Source organism: uncultured Nostoc sp. (assembly GCF_964245575.1).
Classification (GTDB): Bacteria; Cyanobacteriota; Cyanobacteriia; order Cyanobacteriales; family Nostocaceae; genus Nostoc.
This window is the reverse complement of sequence record NZ_CAXTNP010000049.1, coordinates 1-18,969: the sequence shown is the minus strand read 5'-3', so window position 1 is coordinate 18,969 and position 18,969 is coordinate 1. Positions and strand designations below refer to the sequence as shown.

Sequence of the window (18,969 nt, the reverse complement as noted above, 5' to 3'; positions counted from 1 at the left end):
AATGTTATGCATCACACCCACAGCCCCACAGCCTTTAATGACTTTCGCAGAGCTGTACAAGCAGGTGAATTTATAGTTACTGCCGAAGTAGCACCGCCGAAAGGGGGAGATCCAGCGCACATGATTCAAATGGCGGCGACTCTTAAGGGGAGAGTTCATGCCGTCAACGTTACTGATGGTAGCCGCGCCGTGTTACGGATGTCTTCGTTAATGGCGTCGGTGATTTTGTCACAAAACGGCATAGAGCCGATTTGTCAAATTGCTTGCCGCGATCGCAACCGTATTAGTTTACAAGCTGATTTGATGGGCGCTCATGCCTTGGGCATACATAACATTTTAGCTTTGACTGGCGACCCAGTAAAAGCAGGCGATCATCCAGATGCCAAAGCAGTCTTTGACTTGGAAGCGGTGCGACTGCTGCAACTGATTCGGAAGATGAATCAAGGCGTTGATTGCAACGAAAAACCTTTGACTGATGGAGCGTTAAATTTATTTGTTGGTGCAGCAGTAGATCCACAATGTAACAGTTGGTCGGGTTTGCAAAGCCGATTTGAACGCAAAATCGAAGCAGGAGCGCAGTTTTTTCAAAGTCAGTTAATTACAGATTTTGAGCGTCTAGAAAAGTTTATGGATACTATTGCTGCTGGCTATAAAAAACCGATTTTGGCAGGGATTTTTCTGTTGAAATCGGCAAAGAATGCTCAATTTATTAATAGGTGTGTTCCGGGTGTAAATATTCCCCAACATATTATTGATAGATTGGCAAAAGCTAAAGATCCTTTTGAGGAAGGGATAAAGATTGCAGCCGAGCAAGTGCAGATAGCGCGGCAATTGTGTCAAGGTGTCCACATGATGGCGGTGAAGCGGGAAGATGCGATCGCACCAATTTTAGATTTGGCTGGGATTGCTCCAGTTAATCAGTTGGTATCTAAGTAAAGAAGATAACTTATTTTTTATTAAAGCAGATGGGAGCAACCATCTGCTTTTTTTTACGCCGAATCAGACGCCTGATTTTTCACGGTATCTGGAAAACCTCACTTCTATCTCTCTCTCCTTTTAGGAGAGAGACTTTGAATTTTCCCCCTTAGAGGGTCGGGAAGGGGGTTAGGTTAATCGTTAGCTTTTCCACACGATCTGAATTGTCAGAATCAGACGCGGATACATTATTTTGATAGACTTTCAATATCCAATTTTCGCTTTACTAAATCCAGGTGCAAACTGACAAAATATTTTATAGCTTATTTCAAGCTTTCCCTAGCATATTTTTTGCATTGCAAAAGCTTGGGAAGCGTTAGGGAAAATTGGGAGAGATTAGGAGGCTAATGTCTAATGACTGATGTCCAATAACTTATAAAACCCTGCTATTGGTCAACGTAGTGTTGAAATAGCAGGGTTTACGGGGGCAAAGGTGGCTTTGATGTTTTGACTGCTAGTTTAAATTATTTGCTTTATCAACTGCTTCTTTTAACTCTTCAAAGGTAATACTATCGTCTTTGTCTGAATCATACTCTACTAGTAACTCCTGGGGACTATTGGTATTTGTTTGTGATGTGATGATTGCACTTAAGCCAGGACTTAAAAAAAGTTCATTAATGGAGACTTTGCCGTCTTGATCGCGATCTAATTTATTAAAAAGAGATTGAAGCTCTTCCTCGGTTGTCATAAGTTTCTATCTGAATTAATCTTTCAATTTAATATCTCAGAATCTTGACAAAGACGCAAGGACAGTTAAGACAGTTAAGGTGTACTCTGTGATACAGGGTCTACAGTCTGACAATGAAAATCAATCGGCACAATTTCTTACACAGCAAGAGATACAGCTAATTTTCAGTGATGGCTTAGACAACGACCGCGATGCCTGCGGCGGGCTACGCCGGAGCACTTTGTTTGGTGTCTGCCTGTTCAGTGCTGCGAGAGTCAAAACGAATCAGTCAATTTTTGGCTTGCTGTCGTTATCTATCCGCAACGAAGTTTAGATCCAAATGATCGGCTACTGTATGAGTTGCTGCTAAACAGTTCACAAGTGCAACACATTTATCTAAATGAATTAGATACAGGTAAGAACTCACTTCAAGTTGCGATCATTAAATTAATTTTGGGATTGAGTGTGGAGCAAGTGGCGGTGGCTCTCGATTTAACAGTGGCGCAAGTACAGCAAGTAATCCAGGATCAGTCTATATGATAGTGGGCGGTGCTTGCGTCTAATTTAATCAGCAAGTGCGACGCCGAATAACTTGTTGTAGACATCGCCTCTTTTTCTTTTAGCTAAATTAGAAGCGATGTCTACGACGGCCTACGCCTACGCACTTAAAATCTGGGTTACATCTTACCGTGTTGCAGCACTTGTTGTAGATGTTGACGAATCTCTTGTGCGTGTTCAATATCAGATTGCCGCAATTTTTGGAACAACTCTACACAAGGCTGAGAACCTACTTGTTCTGCATCTTTGATGTAGGTATCGTAAGCTTTAACGGCTTCAGCCTTGTTGTGCAAAACGGTGATAAAATCATACTCCAAGTCGCTAATCGCTGTTTGAGACTGTCCGTTACCTGTATTTGTAGCCATTGCTTGAACCTCTTTTACAATTTCTAATTAACTTTATACTCACCGTTCAAAAGCGATTCATCTTCCAAAAAGAGTATATTTCAATACGTCGGAAGTACCTTGCAAAAGTTAAGTTATACCATTTTAGATTTTAGATGCATCCAACCCAGATTTCGCAGGTGAGATCGTAAATCCGCAGGTTGTTTTGTCAAAACAGGAATTTGGAGAAAACGTCTAAAACTTAACGATGACAAACACTTCACGCTTTTTATCATCTATGGGTGGTGATCAAAGCGTTTAGACTCAGACGGGCTAAAATTATTGAGAATAGGATCAAGAAGGTCAGTTTGGACATTAGCTATATTCGCGATCGCCAAATGTAAAATTAAGCTTCAATGGCTGAAAGCTTTGTTATAGTTGGATTATAGAAAATACCAAGATTTTGAAATTAACCGGCAGAATGTGGGATCCAAGTTACTGATACAGCCTTAAGCAAAGGAGTGGAGAGTAGGAAAATACTTTTTCCCCACTCCCCAGTATAGACGCGATTAATCGCGTCTCTCCCACTCCCCATTTTCATAACAATTTATCCAAGCGGTTGATTCTCATCACATTGACGTGAATACTGGAATTCCAACTCGTTTTGCCGTTCCCTATCTCCTCTATAGACAATCGGGCAAAACTTAGTGTTAGCGCTCATGCAATCCATGTGTGGCGTTTTAGCACAGACTACGAGTAGTCCACCCAGAACAAATAACAAACCACAAATTGCAAGCGTATTAACCCAATAAATTTCCAGCGCTCCGTGAACTACTACCTCTCGCAGTAGAGATACAATTGTTACCTCAACTGCCACTCCCACAGAGATACTATGTTCTTGCAAATAGACCATTAATAGTCGAAATAACTCGACTAAAATCAACACAAATAGTATTTTTGCAGTCACATGTTTATAGTCTAGTGGCTGCGTGAGGGCGATAGCTATCCCCCACAGTTGGATTAGCATGACGGCGAACAAACCCAAACACAAGACAATCACAATTAAGTCTTGAAAGGCTTCCATATTGCGAACAATTGAGTGCCGATCAAGCCAGCGATCGCTAAATAAAAATCGACTTTTCTGGCGCTTTTGCATGTACATTTCATTCCAATCGGGACAAGTTTAGACAACACCAGCGAGTCAACCCAATAGTTTTATGTTATGCAATGTTAAGATTTTGCGCCTCAGCGAGGTTGGTAATTTAAATTTTGTGCTTGTTGCAACAATTGCTCGGCATTTTTCGCCCATTGAGGATTTTTCTGAGCGTTGTATAAATCTTTAGCAAATTGTAATACTTGTACTGCATCCCCATATTGCTGTAACTGCATAAAAACTAACCCTGCACCATAATAAGCGTTGGGATAGTTAGAGTTAGCTTCGGCTGATTTTCTAAAAGCCTCTAATGCCTCTTGTGATTTGCGTTGCCCAAACCAAATTGAGCCGAGATTGTAGTAAGCTTCTGGATACTTTGGATTAATTTTTACTGCCTGATTAAAGGCATCTCTGGCTTGATCGAGTTTGCCTTGTTGGAGATAACACATCCCCATATGATAAGGAGGCTCTGGTGCATTTTTGCTATATTCTATGGCTTTTTTAAAAGATGCGATCGCTCTTTCACAATCTCGTTTCTGCTCTCGTACCAACCCCAAGTTATAGTGGGCAAATCCTAGTTTAGGATCGAGTTCTAGGGCGCGTTGCAAGTAATCGTTAGCTAGCTGTAAATTATTGCCTTCTAACAACGCACCACCTAAATTAGCAAAAGCTGGAGCAAACTTAGGATCGGCTTGCGTCGCTCGATAAAATGCATCCGCAGAGGGTTGTAATTGTCCCGTTTGTCGGAAGGCTAGCCCTAAATTATAGTGTGCTGGTGCTAATGTCGGATCTAATTTAGTTGCTTGTTTAAAAGCGGCGATCGCATCTTGTACCCTTCCCGCCTGAATTGCTTGTAAGCCTTGGTTTAACCAGTCTATAGCAGTTTTACCATTAGATTGTGCCAGCTTTGAGGCGACAGGAGGAGATAGAGAAACAGAGGGGGAAGGAATACTAACAACCAGCATCAAACTTACTAACCCTGCTATGCGATATTTAAAGAATGATTTTCCCATTGATTTTCTGACTTGCAACACTTTCAGTTAAATTTACTTTATAAAAAGTTTTTTACAAAAGTTTTTATTTTGCTATGAAAGTTTGTGATAGTTAACTTTTCTTAAGCTAAATCTTACGAGAGGCTACAATTTTTTTAACTTCCGATTAAAGGGAGGATAATAACAAATTAAAGAAGGGGTAATTTTGACTCCAGAAAACCATTTTTTATCCCTGATATATACAGAATCATGCGGTTAAGAAAGACTTACCGCAAGGGAGGTTTTATGAACGAAAAAGTAAAATCGGGTTCGCGGAATGTTGCAATTGTCGGGCCTTATTTAAGTGGAAAAACCACTTTACTAGAAAGCTTGTTATTTGTCACAGGGGCAATTTCCCGCAAAGGGAGTGTTAAGGACAGCAATACAGTGGGAGATAGTGCTGCCGAGTCGCGCGATCGCCACATGAGTGTAGAAGTCAGCGCCGCTAGCACTGAGTATAACGGCATTCGCTTCACTTTTATTGACTGTCCGGGAAGTGTAGAATTTGCCCAAGAAACGTACAATGCTTTAATCGGAGTGGATGCGGCAATTGTAGTTTGCGAACCCATCCGCGAACGTGTCCTCACCCTCGCCCCTCTATTTAAATTCCTGGACGATTGGGAAATTCCCCACCTCGTCTTCGTCAACAAAATGGATCGGGCAAATATTCACGTTTTAGAAACGTTACACGCTCTCAAAGCAGTATCTAGCCGTCCCCTAGTAGCGCATCAATATCCGATCATGAATGGGGAACAACTCACCGGCTTTATCGATATGGTGAGTGAACAGGCATATCAATATCATCCAGGCGCACCTGCTGACCCCATTCCCTTCCCCGAAAGTTTAAAAGAAGAAGAACATACAACACGGGCAGAAATGCTCGAAGCCCTAGCAAATTTTGACGACCATTTACTCGAAGAACTTTTAGAAGATATCGAACCACCCCAAGAGGAAATCCTCAAAGATTTAAAAATGGAATTAGGGGCAGATTTGGTAGTGCCCGTTTTCTTTGGTGTAGCAGAACAAGATTATGGTGTTAGACCTCTATTAGAAGCCTTGTTACGGGAAGCCCCCGAACCAGAAACCACAGCAGAACGTCGTTTAAAAAACATAAAAGGTGATACACCTATAGCGCAGGTATTAAAAACTTACTACACTCCCCAAGGTGGCAAACTTTCTCTGGTGCGTGTTTGGCGGGGCAAATTAACTGATGGTATTGTCCTCAATGGCATTCGCACTGGTGGAATTTACCGCCTCATGGCACAACAACAGCAGTTCGTTAACCAAGTTAGTGCTGGTGAAATTATTGCATTGAGCCGTTTAGAAGGAATCAAGACAGGGGATACAATCTCTACAGAACAGCAGTCGGCGATGGAATTACCCAAAGCTGTACAGTTGGAACCTGTGTATGCCCTCGCCATTACACCAGAAAAGCGCAACGATGAAGTGAAACTCAGCAGTGCTATTACCAAGTTATTAGAAGAAGACTCCTCACTTGCTTGGGAACAACACGGCGATACCCACGAAGTTATCTTGTGGGGACAAGGCGAAATTCATTTACAAGTCGCCCTAGACAGACTGCGCCGCAAATATAACTTGCCAATGACAACCCACTTACCGCAAGTGCCTTACAAAGAAACCATTCGTAAAACAGTGGCTTCAGTTCATGGGCGCTACAAGCACCAAAGCGGTGGTCACGGACAGTTTGGTGATGTGTTTCTCGAAATCAAGCCCCTACCACGCGGTACAGGTTTCAACTTTAATGAAACCATTGTCGGCGGCGTGGTTCCTAAACAGTACATTCCTGGGGTGGAAATGGGCGTGCGGGAATTTTTGACACACGGGCCTTTGGGCTTCCCAATAGTGGATGTGGCGGTAACTCTGACTAATGGTACATATCACAACGTTGACAGTTCCGAACAAGCCTTTAAGCAAGCTGCCCGATTGGCAATGCAAACGGGGATACCCCAAGCAGAACCTACCCTATTAGAACCAATTTTGCGGGTGGAAGTGACAACACCGAGCGAATTTACCTCCAAAGTGTTGCAACTATTGAGTGGTAGACGGGGGCAAATTTTAGGCTATGAGGGTAGAAACGATTGGCAAGGTTGGGATAATGTCTGTGCATACTTGCCACAAGCAGAGATGCAAAACTTTATTGTAGAGCTGCGATCGCTCACCTTAGGCGTTGGTTCCTTCCACTGGGAATATGACCATCTCCAGGAAGTGCCGGAAAAGCTTGCTGAACGTGTCATTCATAGCAATGGCAATGGTAGTAACGGCAACGGCAAGTAATTTTAGATTTGTCTGAAATCAAAGCCCTGCACTTTTAAATGTAGGGCTTTTTGTTAATGAATTATTTAATACGCTTTGGACGTGCTGTTGAAACGCTAATCCTTCTTTACCCCAACGCGTTTGTAATTTTTGTATATTTTCCAATTTTATTGCTTTCCCAAATCGAGGAAAATGAATGGAACAATCAAATACTTTGTCATTTTCTGGGGGATGCTCCCAATTATCGGTCATCCAAACCACCTGCACAATACGATAAATATTAAATTCATCTTCAGCATTTGTGTCGCGATAAAGTTGATTGTTCAGCATTTGAACAATATGCGTTACTTTTCCATGTTGTCTTAAAATCATCAATTCTGCTTCTAGTGGGTATCTGGCATTGTTTTCGTCTCTACCTTTTAAATTTCTCCAATGTAAAGCAAAAATCTTTAAATCTGGATATATAGTATCTATGTTTTTATAAGCCCAAACTTCACCATCTATAGGTGTTACATTTTTAGTCCAAATTAATCCATTTAAATCCATAACTATTTCTCAATCTTGTTCTAACAGAGAAGCTACAGTTATAGTTTTCCCTAAAATATCCTAAAGTAACAAAACTTCGTTTTTGTACATATTATAAATAAAAGATTTGACGTTTCAAGATTATTTCTTGCTACGATAGTTACATCTTGGCTTTTACAATCTCAACCTGAAATTTCAATGGTAAGTAATGGTAACACTTCAATTACGACAATTAAGTGTTCCGCCGGGACATAGAGTAATACTCCACGATGTTAGCTGGCAAGAATTCGAGGCGATTTTAGAAGAACTTGGCGACCATCGAGCCGCTCGATTGGCTTACAGCCACGGAACTTTGGAGATGAGAATGCCATTACCGAAGCATGAGAAAGCCAAAGTCATCATTGGGGATTTGGTGAAAATTCTGCTGGAGGAGTTAGAAATTGACTGTGAAACATTTGGCTCAACCACCTTTAAACGTGAAGATATGGCTTTTGGTGTAGAGCCTGATGATTCTTTCTACATTCAAAATCATGCTCAAATGATTGGTAAAGAGCGAATAGACTTGACGATTGATCCGCCACCCGACTTAGCAATTGAAGTTGATGTTACTTCCAAAACTCAACTGGATGCTTACGAAGCTTTGCGAGTTCCTGAACTGTGGCGATATGAAGATGGGAAGCTACAAATTAATATTCTTCAGGATGGCAAATACATTGAGTCTGAAATTAGTTCTACTTTTCCCAACTTGCCCATTGTTGAAGTAATTCCCCAATTTGTCGAACAGAGCCGAACTTTAGGTAGAAGTCCAACGCTTAGAGCATTTCGTCAATGGGTAAGAAAGCAAATCACCCAAACTTAATGTAATTCTTGCTCCATCGGCGCTAAATCTTCTACTCAATGGTGGAGTTGTCCCATTCCCACTTTGCTGCTAGTTGAATGATACAGTATGAGCGTTGCTAGAAACTGATGACTATGAGCGGCGAGATTGTCGAAAAACTAAAGGAAGCTAGTACTGGCTTGTTAATGATGAGCGAGTCGGATTACCCTTTCGAGGTTGTTCAGTGGGAAGGTGCTGCACCTGCAACACAGGAGAAAATATTACAGCTAACAGGTTCTCAAGACCTGCCAGTAGAAATAGTAGACTTGGACTATCTCTTTCGTAATTGTGCATTTGAGCAAGAGTGGCACAATGAATTACAGAAAAAAGATGTTAAAAGATTTCAAACACTTGTCCAGACACTTAAAGATAATCTTAGTGACATCAGAGTTTATCGTGTTGGACAAATAAATATTGACGCTTACATCATAGGACAAACTAAAGATGGTGACTTAACTGGAGTAGTAACAAAACTGGTTGAAACCTAGTACTGCAAGGCGGAAGTCAACCCCTTTGGGGAATTAAAAATTAAGAATTAAAAATTAAAAATTTAGGAATTTTTATCAATTTTTAATTGGAGCGAACGCGAGTGCGTCTCCAAGAGTTGCAACGGTCAAAAGGAGCCAGTGTGTTGGGCGGTGCCGACTTGTAGCAACTGGCTCTCAAAAGTCACGCATTTAAAAGTCACGCATAATTGATTCCAAGCTCTTGCGCCATTTGAAATGGTGAACCAGCGCTGTAGGAGGGAAACCCTCCGCAGGCGACTGGTGAACCCGAAGGGTATGTTTATTTCCGCGCCTGTTGTACTAGCTATCTGTGCAGCTAGGCTTTCTCATTTGTGAAATTATCTCAACTTATAAATCAATATGCTTGGGTTAAGGCTAAAAACTAAAACTGGCGTAGATTGGGTTGAGGAACGAAACCCAACATTCTCAAGGCTTTGTTGGGTTTTGCTGTTGCTCAACCCAACCGACTATTCTTCTTAACCCAAGTGTATTGACTTATAAATTATCAACTTGCGCTTCTATTACAGACTGAATAGATGTTGAGACTTGTGAAAGAAAATTGTATCCAGTTAGGGATTCTAATGAGTCAACGCTAACCCGATAGTTTCTCCAATTCGCTGTTCGCACCCCTTGCATGTTGGAAATATTGACAGCAATGACTCTCGTGCTGGTTGTTACACCAGCAAGACCTAAATCTGGAGTATTCAGTACAACAATAATTTTCCAAGTTCTATTAGGGACTTGAACCCGTCCATTAGCTATTGTATAGAACCTTCCGTTAGACCCGGTACCGCCCATCCCATATCCACCAGATATGATGTAGAGTTCTTTACGCTGTTCTATTAAAGTTCTGGCATATTCCTCTAAGTTCGCCCAAATTCCCTGATTGTTATCTGGGGCTTGAGCAATCATGTTGCTCATCAAAAAAGTGGCAGAATTATTAGTAACACTACTAGTTCTATCACCACTAGGTGTCATGTGACCACGATCAAACCCACTTCCGCTAAAATCGGTAGATTGAACTTGATAGCACCCCGAAGGAAGTGTGGTATCAGCCCGAAAATTATCTTGCCTTGGTGTGCTACCTAACCAACTACTATTCAACTGCCAAGACACCCAATTTGCTCTACCTATTGAGCAGTTGTAACCAATTACATACTGTGGTTTTACGAGCAAGTAGTTATTTAGGCTGGAAGTTCCAGCATTGCTGGGGTTGCCAAGGGTTAAGTGAACACTTACTGATGACTGGGCTGGTACGATCTTTGCCAACCCAATTATGAATAAAGCTACTATTACAAATAGCAGCAGAAACTTGAAAATATTGATTTTTTTCACGTTTTTGTACTTTTGATTACAAAAACAGTCTCCGAGTTTTCCACTTCAATATCAAGCATTCAGTGATACAAAAATAAAGATTTTTGTAATGGTAAATATGTCGTGATACAATAGCCAAAAATCTTTGTTCGGCAAGAGTTAACAATCAACAAATCACTACTTTACCACTACCTTGGTGAGAGCGATGTCTACGACGGGCTACGCCTACCCTCGAAATTTCCTATCCCTACGCCAAGATTTATACATCTAATCAGCAATACCAATCTTTTTTCTTAGAATAAATTTAAACAGCAGCACATAGAAACTTGAACGCCAGCAGTTAATATACCTCTTGCAAAAGTCAACAAATCAGGAATGTCAATTTGAGCGGAACGCAGTAAAGAGAATAATTTTACCAGATGTTTCGTTCCACTCAAGATGACAATTTAAATTTATGCAAAAGGTCTAATGATCAAGGTAAACATACCTATTGCCTTAATATTTAATTTTATAGTTGCAGCGGCAGCTATTTAATTACCTTAAAATTCTCAATTGTGAGATATTTTTCTTCATCAGCTATCTGACTATTGTAATCGATATCAATTTGGGTTGGAAAGCCGTATTGAGGATTGTACCGCACATTCAGGCTGAAGGCTTTACGGTAGATAGCATCTTGAATCACATCAAACAGCTTAGGAATTGTGTTGTAATTTTGAAAGTATTCTGGATTAACTGGTTTACCTGTAGCTACAGAAGTGATGGAAATTGTTTGACCATTACGTACTTTAATTTTTACAGGCCCCCTAGCGTCGGCTATACAAAAGCAACTATTGCTCAATGTATATTCATAGTTGGAAATATTTTGCCGATTCCAAAAATTGCGATTAAATTCTAATCGCTTTTGTGATCGCTTTAAATTCGAGTTATTACTCGTTGGCGATTGTGCTATCTCTATGGGAATGGGAGATTTGGACATTACTGGTAGGTTCAGACCAAAAGATAGCAATAATCCAGCACTGATAATGATAGGTAAACGCATATCAATCCCTTGAATTTAAAAAAGTATTATATATGTATTATATATGTTAATTTATCTACTTGTTTAACTACACTTTATATTTTTATTAAAATTCATCAGTGGGTAGCCAAGGGCAAATAGCAAATTTATGACTGTACGAAACTGTTCGGTGAGTGTAGTCTATAGCTAAATCAGATCCGATGCAATCGCATACATGCAAGAATATTTTCTCTATGCCGTAGAATTTTTACTGTAAAAAACAAATATTTATTTCAAGTATGAATGAATTACAAACTTGGTATATTGTCAAGCATTCTGTTGGGAATTGCAAAATTGTCCCCAGCGACAAAGTTGGCGACGATAATCTAGAGATTGTAGAACAGTGGGGGCCTTTTAGTTCACAAGAAGAAGCGATCGCTCGACGTGTCGGACTTATTAGGGCTGGAAAGTGCCAACCAGTTTAAGTTAGGAGTTAGGAGTTTGAGTTAGGAGTTAGGAGTTCACAATGATGGTTTTTATTCCTAACTCCTCACTATTCACTCCTAACTTTATTCCCAACTCTTCATTTTTCTGCTGTGGCTGCGCCCTTAGCAGCAATTTTTTTACCTATTACGTCCACTGCTTTAGCGAATTGGGGATCTGCTAAAGTAGCGAGTTTGTCACGTTCATGGAGCCACAATTCCTCCATCTGGGCTTTGGTCAAATCTACCTTCACATCTGGACTAATACCTTTATGATTAATATCTGTACCATTGGGGGTATAGTAATGAGCAATTGTTACTGCCAATCCTGAGCCATCTTCCAAGGGACGCACCGATTGCACTAGTCCCTTACCAAAGGTTTGAGTACCAACCAAAGTAGCACGCTTGTTGTCCTGCAAAGCCCCTGAGAGGATTTCACTTGCACTGGCTGAACCTTTATCTACCAACACTACCAACGGTTTATTCGTTAAGGCACGTCCGTTTGCCTCTTCTTTTTCAGCCTCTCCTTGGCGTTCAACGGTGGAGACAATCTTACCTTTATCTATCCACATCCGGGCAATGTCTACACTGGAGAAGAGTAAGCCGCCTGGATTGCCACGCAGATCAAGGATATATCCAGCTACTCGTTTGTTTTCTAAATCCTTGATAGCGGTTTGCATTTCTTTACCAGCATTGGCGCTGAACTGGTTTAGGCGAATGTAGCCAAGGTTACCTGCTGGAGTTTTCTTTTGCGAATATTTAACTGGATGAATTTCAATCCGCGCCCGTTTGATGTCAAACTCTTTTGTCTGATTGTCGCGCCCAATCGTTAAGCTGACTTGCGTTCCTGCTTCACCTCGAATCAGGGATACTGCCTGATTAGTATCCATTCCCTTGGTGTTTTTGCCGTTGATTTTGAGGATGACATCTTTCGCCAAAATACCAGCTTTAAAAGCTGGTGTATCCTCGATTGGCGCAATTACAACCAATTGCTTAGTTTTTTCATCCTGACTGATCGTGATCCCAATACCTATTAGTTCTCCAGAGGTATCCACTTGCATATTCTTGAATTCTGCTGGATCCATAAACCGGGTGTATGGGTCTTCTAGCTTTTTGAGCATTTCCCGAATGGACTTATACGCTTCCTGCGGATTACTGTAGGATTTGCTTAAGTATTCCTTACGAACAGCCTGCCAATCTACTTGATTAAAAGTACCGTCTACATATTGGCGTTGAACAATTTGCCAAACTTCATCTACCAATTCTTTGGGACTTGCTTTAAATAAAGCCTGACCTCGCGAATGAATGCCAAAGCTAGTAACAGCGATCGTGGAGAGTGTCACTGCCGTAGCACCCAAAACAAGCATACTTTTTGTAATCACCATAATGACAGCTGCGTCAGAGGGAAAATATATAGTCAGTATGCTCAATCTAACACAGGCTACCACTGTACAGACCGAGTATGTATCCCTAATTTAAACAAAATACTTGACAATCCGGCGAACTTGGTGATTAAAAGATACAAACTTTTGGAGCATTGGACACTTGTACTGAGCGTACTTGTGCCGAGCGAAGTCGAGGTAGCCGTTGGCGCAGCCTCTCGTAGAGAAGTATAGGGTATTGAAAAGGGGCAGAGGGGAGGGGTGCCAGGGCAGAGGGGAAAACTCTTCTGCCTTGCTCCCCTGCTCCCTTTAAGGTTCTACCCAGCGTTCATCAGCCTTAATAAGGTTAATTAATTCCTCTACACCTTTATCTTCTGGGACTTTTTTAATTTCCTCTCTGCCACGATACAAAGAAATGTAACCAGGTGTTTTGCCAACATAACCATAGTCGGCATCTGCCATTTCTCCAGGCCCATTGACAATACAACCCATAACCGCTACGTCAAGACCAGTTAAGTGTTTAGTCGCTTCTCGGACTTTGTGCAGCACTTCCTCTAAGTTAAACAAAGTGCGTCCACAGGAAGGACAAGCGACGTATTCCACCATCGTTTTTCGCAATCCCAAAGCTTGGAGAATGCTATAACAGACGGGAATTTCTTTTTCTGGTGCTTCTGTAAGTGAGACGCGAATGGTATCGCCAATGCCATCAGCAAGTAAGGTAGCAATACCAGCTGTGGATTTAATTCGCCCGTATTCGCCATCACCAGCTTCGGTAACGCCTAAATGTAGCGGATAATCCATACCCAGTTCATCCATGCGCTTGGCTATCAGGCGATAGGCGGCTAGCATCACGGGTACTCGTGAGGCTTTCATGGAAATTACCAAGTTGCGGAAATCCAGAGATTCACAGATGCGAATGAATTCTATGGCAGATTCCACCATGCCTTCTGGGGTGTCACCGTAGGTAAATAGCATTCTTTCAGCGAGGGAACCGTGATTTACCCCAATTCGCATCGATTTACCTTGGTCGCGCAAAGAAACTACTAGAGGTTTTAGGGTTTCGCGGATTTTTTCGCCAATTTCGTCAAATTCGGTTTTAGTATACTCAGTTCGATTAATGTTTGGCTTTTCAAAGACATACAAGCCCGGATTAATCCGCACTTTTTCTATGTGCTTGGCGACTTCCACAGCGATTTTCAGCCCATTGTGATGGACATCAGCCACAATGGGCACGTCTTGGTAAGTTTTAATTAATTTTTGTTTAATTTCTGCTAAAGCTTTAGCATGAGCCATACTCGGCACTGTGACGCGGACAATTTCGCAGCCAATTTCGTGCAGACGACGAATACCAGCCACGGAACCATCAATATCAAGGGTGTCTTCGTTAATCATTGACTGCACTACAACGGGGTAGGCACCGCCAATGGTGACATTTCCCACCTTTACGGGACGGGTTTTACGCCGCTTGATAGTTGTATCAAAGGTAGGTTGACTCGATGTAGTATTTGAAGTATCTATTATGGGCAGAGTTTGCATAACCTGATTAGGTAAATTTGTTGTCGTTAAAATATCAGATTTGATAAATCTCTGTTTCCCAGATTGCCACAGGTGGTGGCTCTTTTGATGATTCAATAGAAAAAAAATGGAGAATGATACAGGCAAAGAAATAAAGAGCAATTCAAAGGTTTTGCTCATTTATAAAGATATATTGCTGAAAAATTCTTTTAAGTGAGTAGCTTCAGTAGCGATCGCGCGGGGTTCCGCAGGAAAGCTTAAGGAAGCGATCGCATTATTCACGTGTCATAAATACTACCAATACCATCGTAATTCTATGACCCAAACTGCAATAATTTATAGTTAAATTATCATTCTTTATACTACCATCAGGCATGATTGTATTGTAAAAAATAGCACCCTCAAGGTTTGTATCTTTCAAGTCTGCTTGTTCAAGATTGGCGTAACTGAGATTAGCTTGCTGTAAATTAGCGTTTTTTAAAGAAGTATTCTTCAAGTTAGCATTGCTTAGATTAGCACCAATTAGATTAGCATTATTAAGATTGCGACCTCTTAAGTTGATACTGCTTAGGTCAAAGTACTGTAGGTCAAAACCTCTTAGATTACATTGAGACTTTGATAAATCCGCACCAGCACCAATGTAGGTTGCTTCAGTTAAATCAATTTCAGGTGAAAAAATTGTCTTTGAACTGTAAATAGCCCTAGACAATTTCGCACTATTCAAGTTTGCACCAGTCAAGTTAACACCAATGAGATTGGCATATTCTAAGTTGGCATAACTCAGGTTGGCATGACTCAAATCAGCACCACTCAAGTCTTGGTATTCCAGCCATGCTTTACTTAAGTTGGCACTGCTCAAATTGACGCCAGGAGCAATGAAGTATGCTTGAGAAAGTTGTTCAATATCAGCAGGTAAATCTGGATCTGTATAGAGAGCATTTTTTAGGATAGTACCACTAAGATTTGCTCCAACTAAAAGAGTACCAATTAAGTTTGCATAACTTAAGTCAGCATTTGTGAGGTCAACACTACTTAAATCCATACCTCTTAGATCAGCATACTGTAAATTGGCACTACTCAAATTGACATTTTTTAATTCAAAATAATAATTATGACTTAGGTCAATACGGCTTAAATTAGCTCCACTCAAGTTGGAGTTTATCAGTTCACCATCCGCTAGCGTAGCCTGTCTTAGATCGGCATCACTCAGGTTAACATTGCTCCCACCATTTATCTCTGATGCTCCTTGTAAGTTGGCACGACTTAAATTAGTATTGCTCAGTTCAGCACCATCTAATTGAGCACCATACAAATTAGCATCACTCAGATTGGCATCACTCAGATTGGCATAACTTAGATTGGCATAACTTAGATCGACTTGATGCAAATTAGTACTTTGAAGGTTAGCATCACTAAGGTTAGCATAACTGATGTTAGCTCTACTTAGATTCGCACTGCTCAAATCAATTCCATAGAGATTAGCACGACTAAGGTCAACCCCGGAAAAGTCTCTCTCACCTGCGTCATAGCGTTTGAGTAATTCATCTCGGTTCATAAAAGCGATAACTTCGTTAAGCTTTGCTAACGCTAAATTTATTTCATAATACAAATATACTATAGAGGAAACAGATTACACACACCACCAGCTAAATTAGAATTATCACTAAATTCTTTAACGCCCATGCTAGAAAAAACATCTACATTCCAGAAAGCCATAGAAGCGGTAGAAGCATTAGATCCAGAAGCTCAGGCTATTCTTGTAGATATTATCCAAAAGCGCCTCAAACAACAGCGACGGAATGACTTATTAAAAGAAATCGCGCAAGCAGAAAGTGATTATGCTCAAGGGAATGTCCGGCGTGGTTCAGTTGCAGATTTGATGGCGGAGTTAGACGAGTGAAAAATTTGGTTTGGAGTCCGACTTTTGTTCGTGCTTTTAAGCGTCTAGTCAATAAAAATCCTGAGTTACGTTTTCAAATTGAGCAAGTATTAGAACAAATCGCTGAAGACCCATTTCAACTCAGTTTACGTAGTCACAAGCTAAAAGATGATTCATCGGGTAGATACTCATGTTCAATTGATTATCGTAATCGGATTTTATTTAAATTTGTTACAAATCCTGAATCAGGAGAGGAAGAAATTTTGTTGCTAACTTTAGGTTCGCATGATGAAGTTTACTAAGTAAGGCATTATATTTAACTGAGGCAAGTTTAATAATTACAACATAAGTGCAGAATTATATGAATACCCAAACAACAACCCAACTACCAAATCCACCGCATTTTAACCCCAATAAGGTAGGAGAAGTCTGGCGCGTACCTTACCAAGAATGTGCAGCAGCAGGCGAAACATGGGCACAAAAGCACGACATCAAACCAGCATCTTTAGATAAAAACCGGATTTGCCTACTGTTAATTGATGTCCAAAACACCTTCTGCATCCCAGGATTTGAATTATTTGTAGGTGGAAAATCTGGGAATGGGGCAGTGGATGATAACGTCAGATTGTGTGAATTTATATATCGAAATTTGGGAGTAATTACAAAAATTGTACCCACCCTGGACACCCACACAGCAACACAAATTTTCCACCCTATCTTTTGGGTAAACGCTGCGGGAGAACATCCCACCCCGGCGGCGACTAGCATTACCCCAACAGACATCGAACAAGGTATCTGGAAAGTTAATCCAGCAGTTGCTGACAGTGTTACTAATGGGGATTATGAATTATTAGAAAAACATACTTACCATTACGTTAAGCAACTCAGTCAAGACGGTAAATATCCCCTGACAGTTTGGCCTTATCATTCTATGTTGGGTGGTATTGGTCATGCTTTAGTTTCATCAGTAGAAGAAGCGATATTTTTTCACGGTATTGCTCGTCAGAGTCAGACACAATTTGAAATAAAAGGTGAAAATCTTTTAACAGAAAATTATTCTATCTTACGTCCAGAGGTGTTAGAAGATTTTGAGCAACGTCCACTTGGTCAAAAGAACACGCGCCTGATTAAGCAACTTTTAGAATTTGATGCAGTAATTATTGGTGGTCAAGCTAAAAGTCACTGCGTCGCCTGGACAATTGACGATTTATTAACAGAAATTAAACAGGTAGATGCTACCCTTGCTCAAAAAATCTATCTCTTAGAAGATTGCACTTCCCCCGTTGTTGTTCCCGGTGTTGTGGACTACACAGAACAGGCAGATGCAGCATTTGCAAGGTTTGCAGAAGCAGGAATGCACATTGTAAAATCTAGCGAATTTGGGAATTGGGCATAGGGCATGGGGCATGGGGCATTGGGTTTAGTAATCTCCCTTGTCCCCTATTCCCTACTCCCTACTCCCCATTTCTTCATTTCTTCAAATAACCCTTTGGATCTTCTGCTACCCAACCCAGAGATGAGCTAGAACGCACTTCAAAATGGAGGTGCGGTTGACTAGAGGTTGGTTGTCCGCTAGTGCCTACTGTTCCCAGTAAGTCTCCTTTTTTTACTTGTTGACCGACAGTAACCTTGATACTGTCAAGCTGGGCATAGCGGCTTTGGAGTCCGCCACTGTGGTTAATAATGACCAACTTGCCATAGGAACCTTGGTCATTAGCAAAGGCTACGGTTCCAGGTGCGATCGCTAGCACATCTGTACCAACTGGTGCTAATAAATCAACACCACTATGAAAGAAAACTTGACTTGTAGCAGGATTAATTTGCCAGCCGTAAGCTAGTCCCACAGTTGCTACTTTCCCTAAAGGATATCCAGACAGGGATGCACGGTTGGGCGTACCTCCATTAGTAGCTAAAGGGGACTTAGTTACAACACCATTGGGTGACCAATTTACTCCCGGAACAAACACAATTCTGGGGTCTTGTTGGCAGCCATTCACTTCAAAAAGGCTATCAGCACGAACTTTGTATTGTGCCGCCACTTGTCGCCAAGTTTGACCACGAGGCACTTCGACTACAATCCCATTGTAGGGAGGAATTTGAAGTACACTACCGACGGTAGCGCTCGCACCGCTCTGCAAAGCTGGATTCATGCCGATAATAGTTGTAGGTATGAGATTGTAGCGCTGGGCTATGCTCTCCAAAGTTTCACCACGAACAACTTTATGGCGTTGGAAGCGAGATAGGGCTGGAGTTGGGCAACCACCCACAGCAGCGTTGGCGCTGTTGATGTTTGGAAGTAAGGATACTAGGCTCAAGGCGCTAACTAAGCTACAGAGAAACAGTTGACGAAAGGGTAAAGTCATGTATACAGGTCAAGATCGCATTAACTTTAGATTTTAGATGGGAACAGTAGGGAGTGGGGGAAGAGGCAGCAAAGCAGGGGAGGAAGTTGCACCAAGTCTTTCCATTCTGCACCCAATGCCCAATGACGCCACTTGCTTCTCCTAAGGG

General features: G+C 41.3%; 21 protein-coding genes. 10 read left to right on the top strand and 11 right to left on the bottom strand.

The window, feature by feature from the left end; genetic code table 11:
- The first annotated feature begins 6 nt into the window (after positions 1-6).
- A complete protein-coding gene (locus ACFFAP_RS10635) occupies positions 7-936 on the top strand; it encodes a methylenetetrahydrofolate reductase (RefSeq protein WP_375511179.1) in 930 nt (309 codons plus the stop codon).
- 493 nt (positions 937-1,429) lie between these two features.
- On the opposite strand, the gene ACFFAP_RS10630 is transcribed toward ACFFAP_RS10635, so the two are convergent.
- The gene (locus ACFFAP_RS10630) at positions 1,430-1,663 is read right to left on the bottom strand and encodes an EF-hand domain-containing protein (RefSeq protein WP_375511178.1); all 234 of its coding nucleotides are present in this window, start codon (positions 1,661-1,663) and stop codon (positions 1,430-1,432) included.
- 88 nt (positions 1,664-1,751) lie between these two features.
- Here ACFFAP_RS10630 and ACFFAP_RS10625 point away from each other — a divergent pair, with 88 nt between their 5' ends.
- Both ACFFAP_RS10625 and ACFFAP_RS10620 read left to right on the top strand, forming a co-directional pair.
- Entirely contained in the window at positions 1,752-1,976 is a 225-nt protein-coding gene (locus ACFFAP_RS10625) for a hypothetical protein (RefSeq protein WP_375511177.1), read from the top strand.
- Positions 1,895-2,182, top strand: coding sequence for a DUF2887 domain-containing protein (locus ACFFAP_RS10620; RefSeq protein WP_375511192.1), 288 nt, complete (start codon positions 1,895-1,897; stop codon positions 2,180-2,182). Before ACFFAP_RS10625 ends, ACFFAP_RS10620 begins: the two co-directional genes overlap by 82 nt.
- Before the next feature lie 137 nt (positions 2,183-2,319).
- On the opposite strand, the gene ACFFAP_RS10615 is transcribed toward ACFFAP_RS10620, so the two are convergent.
- The 3 genes from ACFFAP_RS10615 to ACFFAP_RS10605 form a co-directional block, all read right to left on the bottom strand.
- Positions 2,320-2,565 (bottom strand): hypothetical protein, encoded by a 246-nt coding sequence (locus ACFFAP_RS10615; RefSeq protein ID WP_322686256.1) that lies wholly within the window; start codon positions 2,563-2,565, stop codon positions 2,320-2,322.
- A 565-nt stretch (positions 2,566-3,130) separates the two neighbouring features.
- Entirely contained in the window at positions 3,131-3,685 is a 555-nt protein-coding gene (locus ACFFAP_RS10610) for a phosphate-starvation-inducible PsiE family protein (RefSeq protein WP_375511176.1), read from the bottom strand.
- An 83-nt stretch (positions 3,686-3,768) separates the two neighbouring features.
- Positions 3,769-4,689, bottom strand: coding sequence for a tetratricopeptide repeat protein (locus ACFFAP_RS10605; RefSeq protein ID WP_375511175.1), 921 nt, complete (start codon positions 4,687-4,689; stop codon positions 3,769-3,771).
- 264 nt (positions 4,690-4,953) lie between these two features.
- On the opposite strand from ACFFAP_RS10605, the gene ACFFAP_RS10600 reads away from it, so the two are divergent.
- A complete protein-coding gene (locus ACFFAP_RS10600; protein ID WP_375511174.1) occupies positions 4,954-7,002 on the top strand; it encodes an elongation factor G in 2,049 nt (682 codons plus the stop codon).
- An 18-nt stretch (positions 7,003-7,020) separates the two neighbouring features.
- Here the strand turns inward: ACFFAP_RS10600 and ACFFAP_RS10595 are convergent, their stop codons facing one another.
- On the bottom strand, positions 7,021-7,527 hold the full coding sequence (locus tag ACFFAP_RS10595; protein ID WP_375511173.1) for a hypothetical protein: 507 nt from the start codon (positions 7,525-7,527) through the stop codon (positions 7,021-7,023).
- A 187-nt stretch (positions 7,528-7,714) separates the two neighbouring features.
- Between ACFFAP_RS10595 and ACFFAP_RS10590 the strand changes: the two genes are divergently transcribed.
- On the top strand, positions 7,715-8,365 hold the full coding sequence (locus ACFFAP_RS10590) for a Uma2 family endonuclease (protein WP_375511172.1): 651 nt from the start codon (positions 7,715-7,717) through the stop codon (positions 8,363-8,365).
- A 113-nt stretch (positions 8,366-8,478) separates the two neighbouring features.
- Positions 8,479-8,871: a nuclease A inhibitor family protein gene (locus ACFFAP_RS10585; RefSeq protein ID WP_375511191.1), complete on the top strand. Its 393-nt coding sequence runs from the start codon at positions 8,479-8,481 to the stop codon at positions 8,869-8,871.
- A gap of 513 nt (positions 8,872-9,384) precedes the next feature.
- On the opposite strand, the gene ACFFAP_RS10580 is transcribed toward ACFFAP_RS10585, so the two are convergent.
- Both ACFFAP_RS10580 and ACFFAP_RS10575 read right to left on the bottom strand, forming a co-directional pair.
- Positions 9,385-10,224, bottom strand: coding sequence for a DNA/RNA non-specific endonuclease (locus tag ACFFAP_RS10580; protein WP_375511171.1), 840 nt, complete (start codon positions 10,222-10,224; stop codon positions 9,385-9,387).
- A gap of 505 nt (positions 10,225-10,729) precedes the next feature.
- The gene (locus tag ACFFAP_RS10575) at positions 10,730-11,242 is read right to left on the bottom strand and encodes a DUF6174 domain-containing protein (protein WP_375511170.1); all 513 of its coding nucleotides are present in this window, start codon (positions 11,240-11,242) and stop codon (positions 10,730-10,732) included.
- A gap of 257 nt (positions 11,243-11,499) precedes the next feature.
- On the opposite strand from ACFFAP_RS10575, the gene ACFFAP_RS10570 reads away from it, so the two are divergent.
- Positions 11,500-11,685, top strand: a complete 186-nt coding sequence (locus tag ACFFAP_RS10570) for a DDE transposase family protein (protein ID WP_375511169.1) — start codon at positions 11,500-11,502, stop codon at positions 11,683-11,685.
- A 98-nt stretch (positions 11,686-11,783) separates the two neighbouring features.
- On the opposite strand, the gene ctpC is transcribed toward ACFFAP_RS10570, so the two are convergent.
- The 3 genes from ctpC to ACFFAP_RS10555 all read right to left on the bottom strand — a co-directional run bounded on the left by ctpC (position 11,784) and on the right by ACFFAP_RS10555 (position 16,134).
- Complete coding sequence (gene ctpC, locus ACFFAP_RS10565; RefSeq protein WP_375511168.1) at positions 11,784-13,067, bottom strand: carboxyl-terminal processing protease CtpC; 1,284 nt, start codon at positions 13,065-13,067, stop codon at positions 11,784-11,786.
- A 306-nt stretch (positions 13,068-13,373) separates the two neighbouring features.
- Entirely contained in the window at positions 13,374-14,600 is a 1,227-nt protein-coding gene (gene ispG, locus ACFFAP_RS10560) for a (E)-4-hydroxy-3-methylbut-2-enyl-diphosphate synthase (RefSeq protein ID WP_375511190.1), read from the bottom strand.
- Between the two features lie 253 nt (positions 14,601-14,853).
- Positions 14,854-16,134, bottom strand: a complete 1,281-nt coding sequence (locus ACFFAP_RS10555) for a pentapeptide repeat-containing protein (RefSeq protein WP_375511167.1) — start codon at positions 16,132-16,134, stop codon at positions 14,854-14,856.
- A 126-nt stretch (positions 16,135-16,260) separates the two neighbouring features.
- On the opposite strand from ACFFAP_RS10555, the gene ACFFAP_RS10550 reads away from it, so the two are divergent.
- Genes ACFFAP_RS10550 through ACFFAP_RS10540 form a run of 3 tightly spaced genes read left to right on the top strand, consistent with a single transcriptional unit; the run spans position 16,261 to position 17,854 of the window.
- On the top strand, positions 16,261-16,479 hold the full coding sequence (locus ACFFAP_RS10550; RefSeq protein ID WP_375511166.1) for a hypothetical protein: 219 nt from the start codon (positions 16,261-16,263) through the stop codon (positions 16,477-16,479).
- Complete coding sequence (locus ACFFAP_RS10545; protein WP_375511165.1) at positions 16,476-16,760, top strand: type II toxin-antitoxin system YafQ family toxin; 285 nt, start codon at positions 16,476-16,478, stop codon at positions 16,758-16,760. Before ACFFAP_RS10550 ends, ACFFAP_RS10545 begins: the two co-directional genes overlap by 4 nt.
- 59 nt (positions 16,761-16,819) lie before the next feature.
- Positions 16,820-17,854, top strand: a complete 1,035-nt coding sequence (locus tag ACFFAP_RS10540; protein ID WP_375511164.1) for an isochorismatase — start codon at positions 16,820-16,822, stop codon at positions 17,852-17,854.
- 73 nt (positions 17,855-17,927) lie between these two features.
- Here ACFFAP_RS10540 and ACFFAP_RS10535 read toward each other — a convergent pair whose 3' ends face one another.
- On the bottom strand, positions 17,928-18,821 hold the full coding sequence (locus ACFFAP_RS10535; protein WP_375511163.1) for a LysM peptidoglycan-binding domain-containing M23 family metallopeptidase: 894 nt from the start codon (positions 18,819-18,821) through the stop codon (positions 17,928-17,930).
- Between the last annotated feature and the right edge of the window lie 148 nt (positions 18,822-18,969).

What these genes read in the sequence shown, in the direction of transcription:
- ACFFAP_RS10635 (WP_375511179.1), top strand. Translation starts at nt 7, where the DNA reads ATGCATCACACCCACAGCCCCACAGCCTTTAATGACTTTCGCAGAGCT.
- ACFFAP_RS10630 (WP_375511178.1), bottom strand. Translation starts at nt 1,663, where the DNA reads ATGACAACCGAGGAAGAGCTTCAATCTCTTTTTAATAAATTAGATCGC.
- ACFFAP_RS10615 (WP_322686256.1), bottom strand. Translation starts at nt 2,565, where the DNA reads ATGGCTACAAATACAGGTAACGGACAGTCTCAAACAGCGATTAGCGAC.
- ACFFAP_RS10610 (WP_375511176.1), bottom strand. Translation starts at nt 3,685, where the DNA reads ATGTACATGCAAAAGCGCCAGAAAAGTCGATTTTTATTTAGCGATCGC.
- ACFFAP_RS10605 (WP_375511175.1), bottom strand. Translation starts at nt 4,689, where the DNA reads ATGGGAAAATCATTCTTTAAATATCGCATAGCAGGGTTAGTAAGTTTG.
- ACFFAP_RS10600 (WP_375511174.1), top strand. Translation starts at nt 4,954, where the DNA reads ATGAACGAAAAAGTAAAATCGGGTTCGCGGAATGTTGCAATTGTCGGG.
- ACFFAP_RS10595 (WP_375511173.1), bottom strand. Translation starts at nt 7,527, where the DNA reads ATGGATTTAAATGGATTAATTTGGACTAAAAATGTAACACCTATAGAT.
- ACFFAP_RS10590 (WP_375511172.1), top strand. Translation starts at nt 7,715, where the DNA reads ATGGTAACACTTCAATTACGACAATTAAGTGTTCCGCCGGGACATAGA.
- ACFFAP_RS10585 (WP_375511191.1), top strand. Translation starts at nt 8,479, where the DNA reads ATGAGCGGCGAGATTGTCGAAAAACTAAAGGAAGCTAGTACTGGCTTG.
- ACFFAP_RS10575 (WP_375511170.1), bottom strand. Translation starts at nt 11,242, where the DNA reads ATGCGTTTACCTATCATTATCAGTGCTGGATTATTGCTATCTTTTGGT.
- ACFFAP_RS10570 (WP_375511169.1), top strand. Translation starts at nt 11,500, where the DNA reads ATGAATGAATTACAAACTTGGTATATTGTCAAGCATTCTGTTGGGAAT.
- ctpC (WP_375511168.1), bottom strand. Translation starts at nt 13,067, where the DNA reads ATGGTGATTACAAAAAGTATGCTTGTTTTGGGTGCTACGGCAGTGACA.
- ispG (WP_375511190.1), bottom strand. Translation starts at nt 14,600, where the DNA reads ATGCAAACTCTGCCCATAATAGATACTTCAAATACTACATCGAGTCAA.
- ACFFAP_RS10555 (WP_375511167.1), bottom strand. Translation starts at nt 16,134, where the DNA reads ATGAACCGAGATGAATTACTCAAACGCTATGACGCAGGTGAGAGAGAC.
- ACFFAP_RS10550 (WP_375511166.1), top strand. Translation starts at nt 16,261, where the DNA reads ATGCTAGAAAAAACATCTACATTCCAGAAAGCCATAGAAGCGGTAGAA.
- ACFFAP_RS10540 (WP_375511164.1), top strand. Translation starts at nt 16,820, where the DNA reads ATGAATACCCAAACAACAACCCAACTACCAAATCCACCGCATTTTAAC.
- ACFFAP_RS10535 (WP_375511163.1), bottom strand. Translation starts at nt 18,821, where the DNA reads ATGACTTTACCCTTTCGTCAACTGTTTCTCTGTAGCTTAGTTAGCGCC.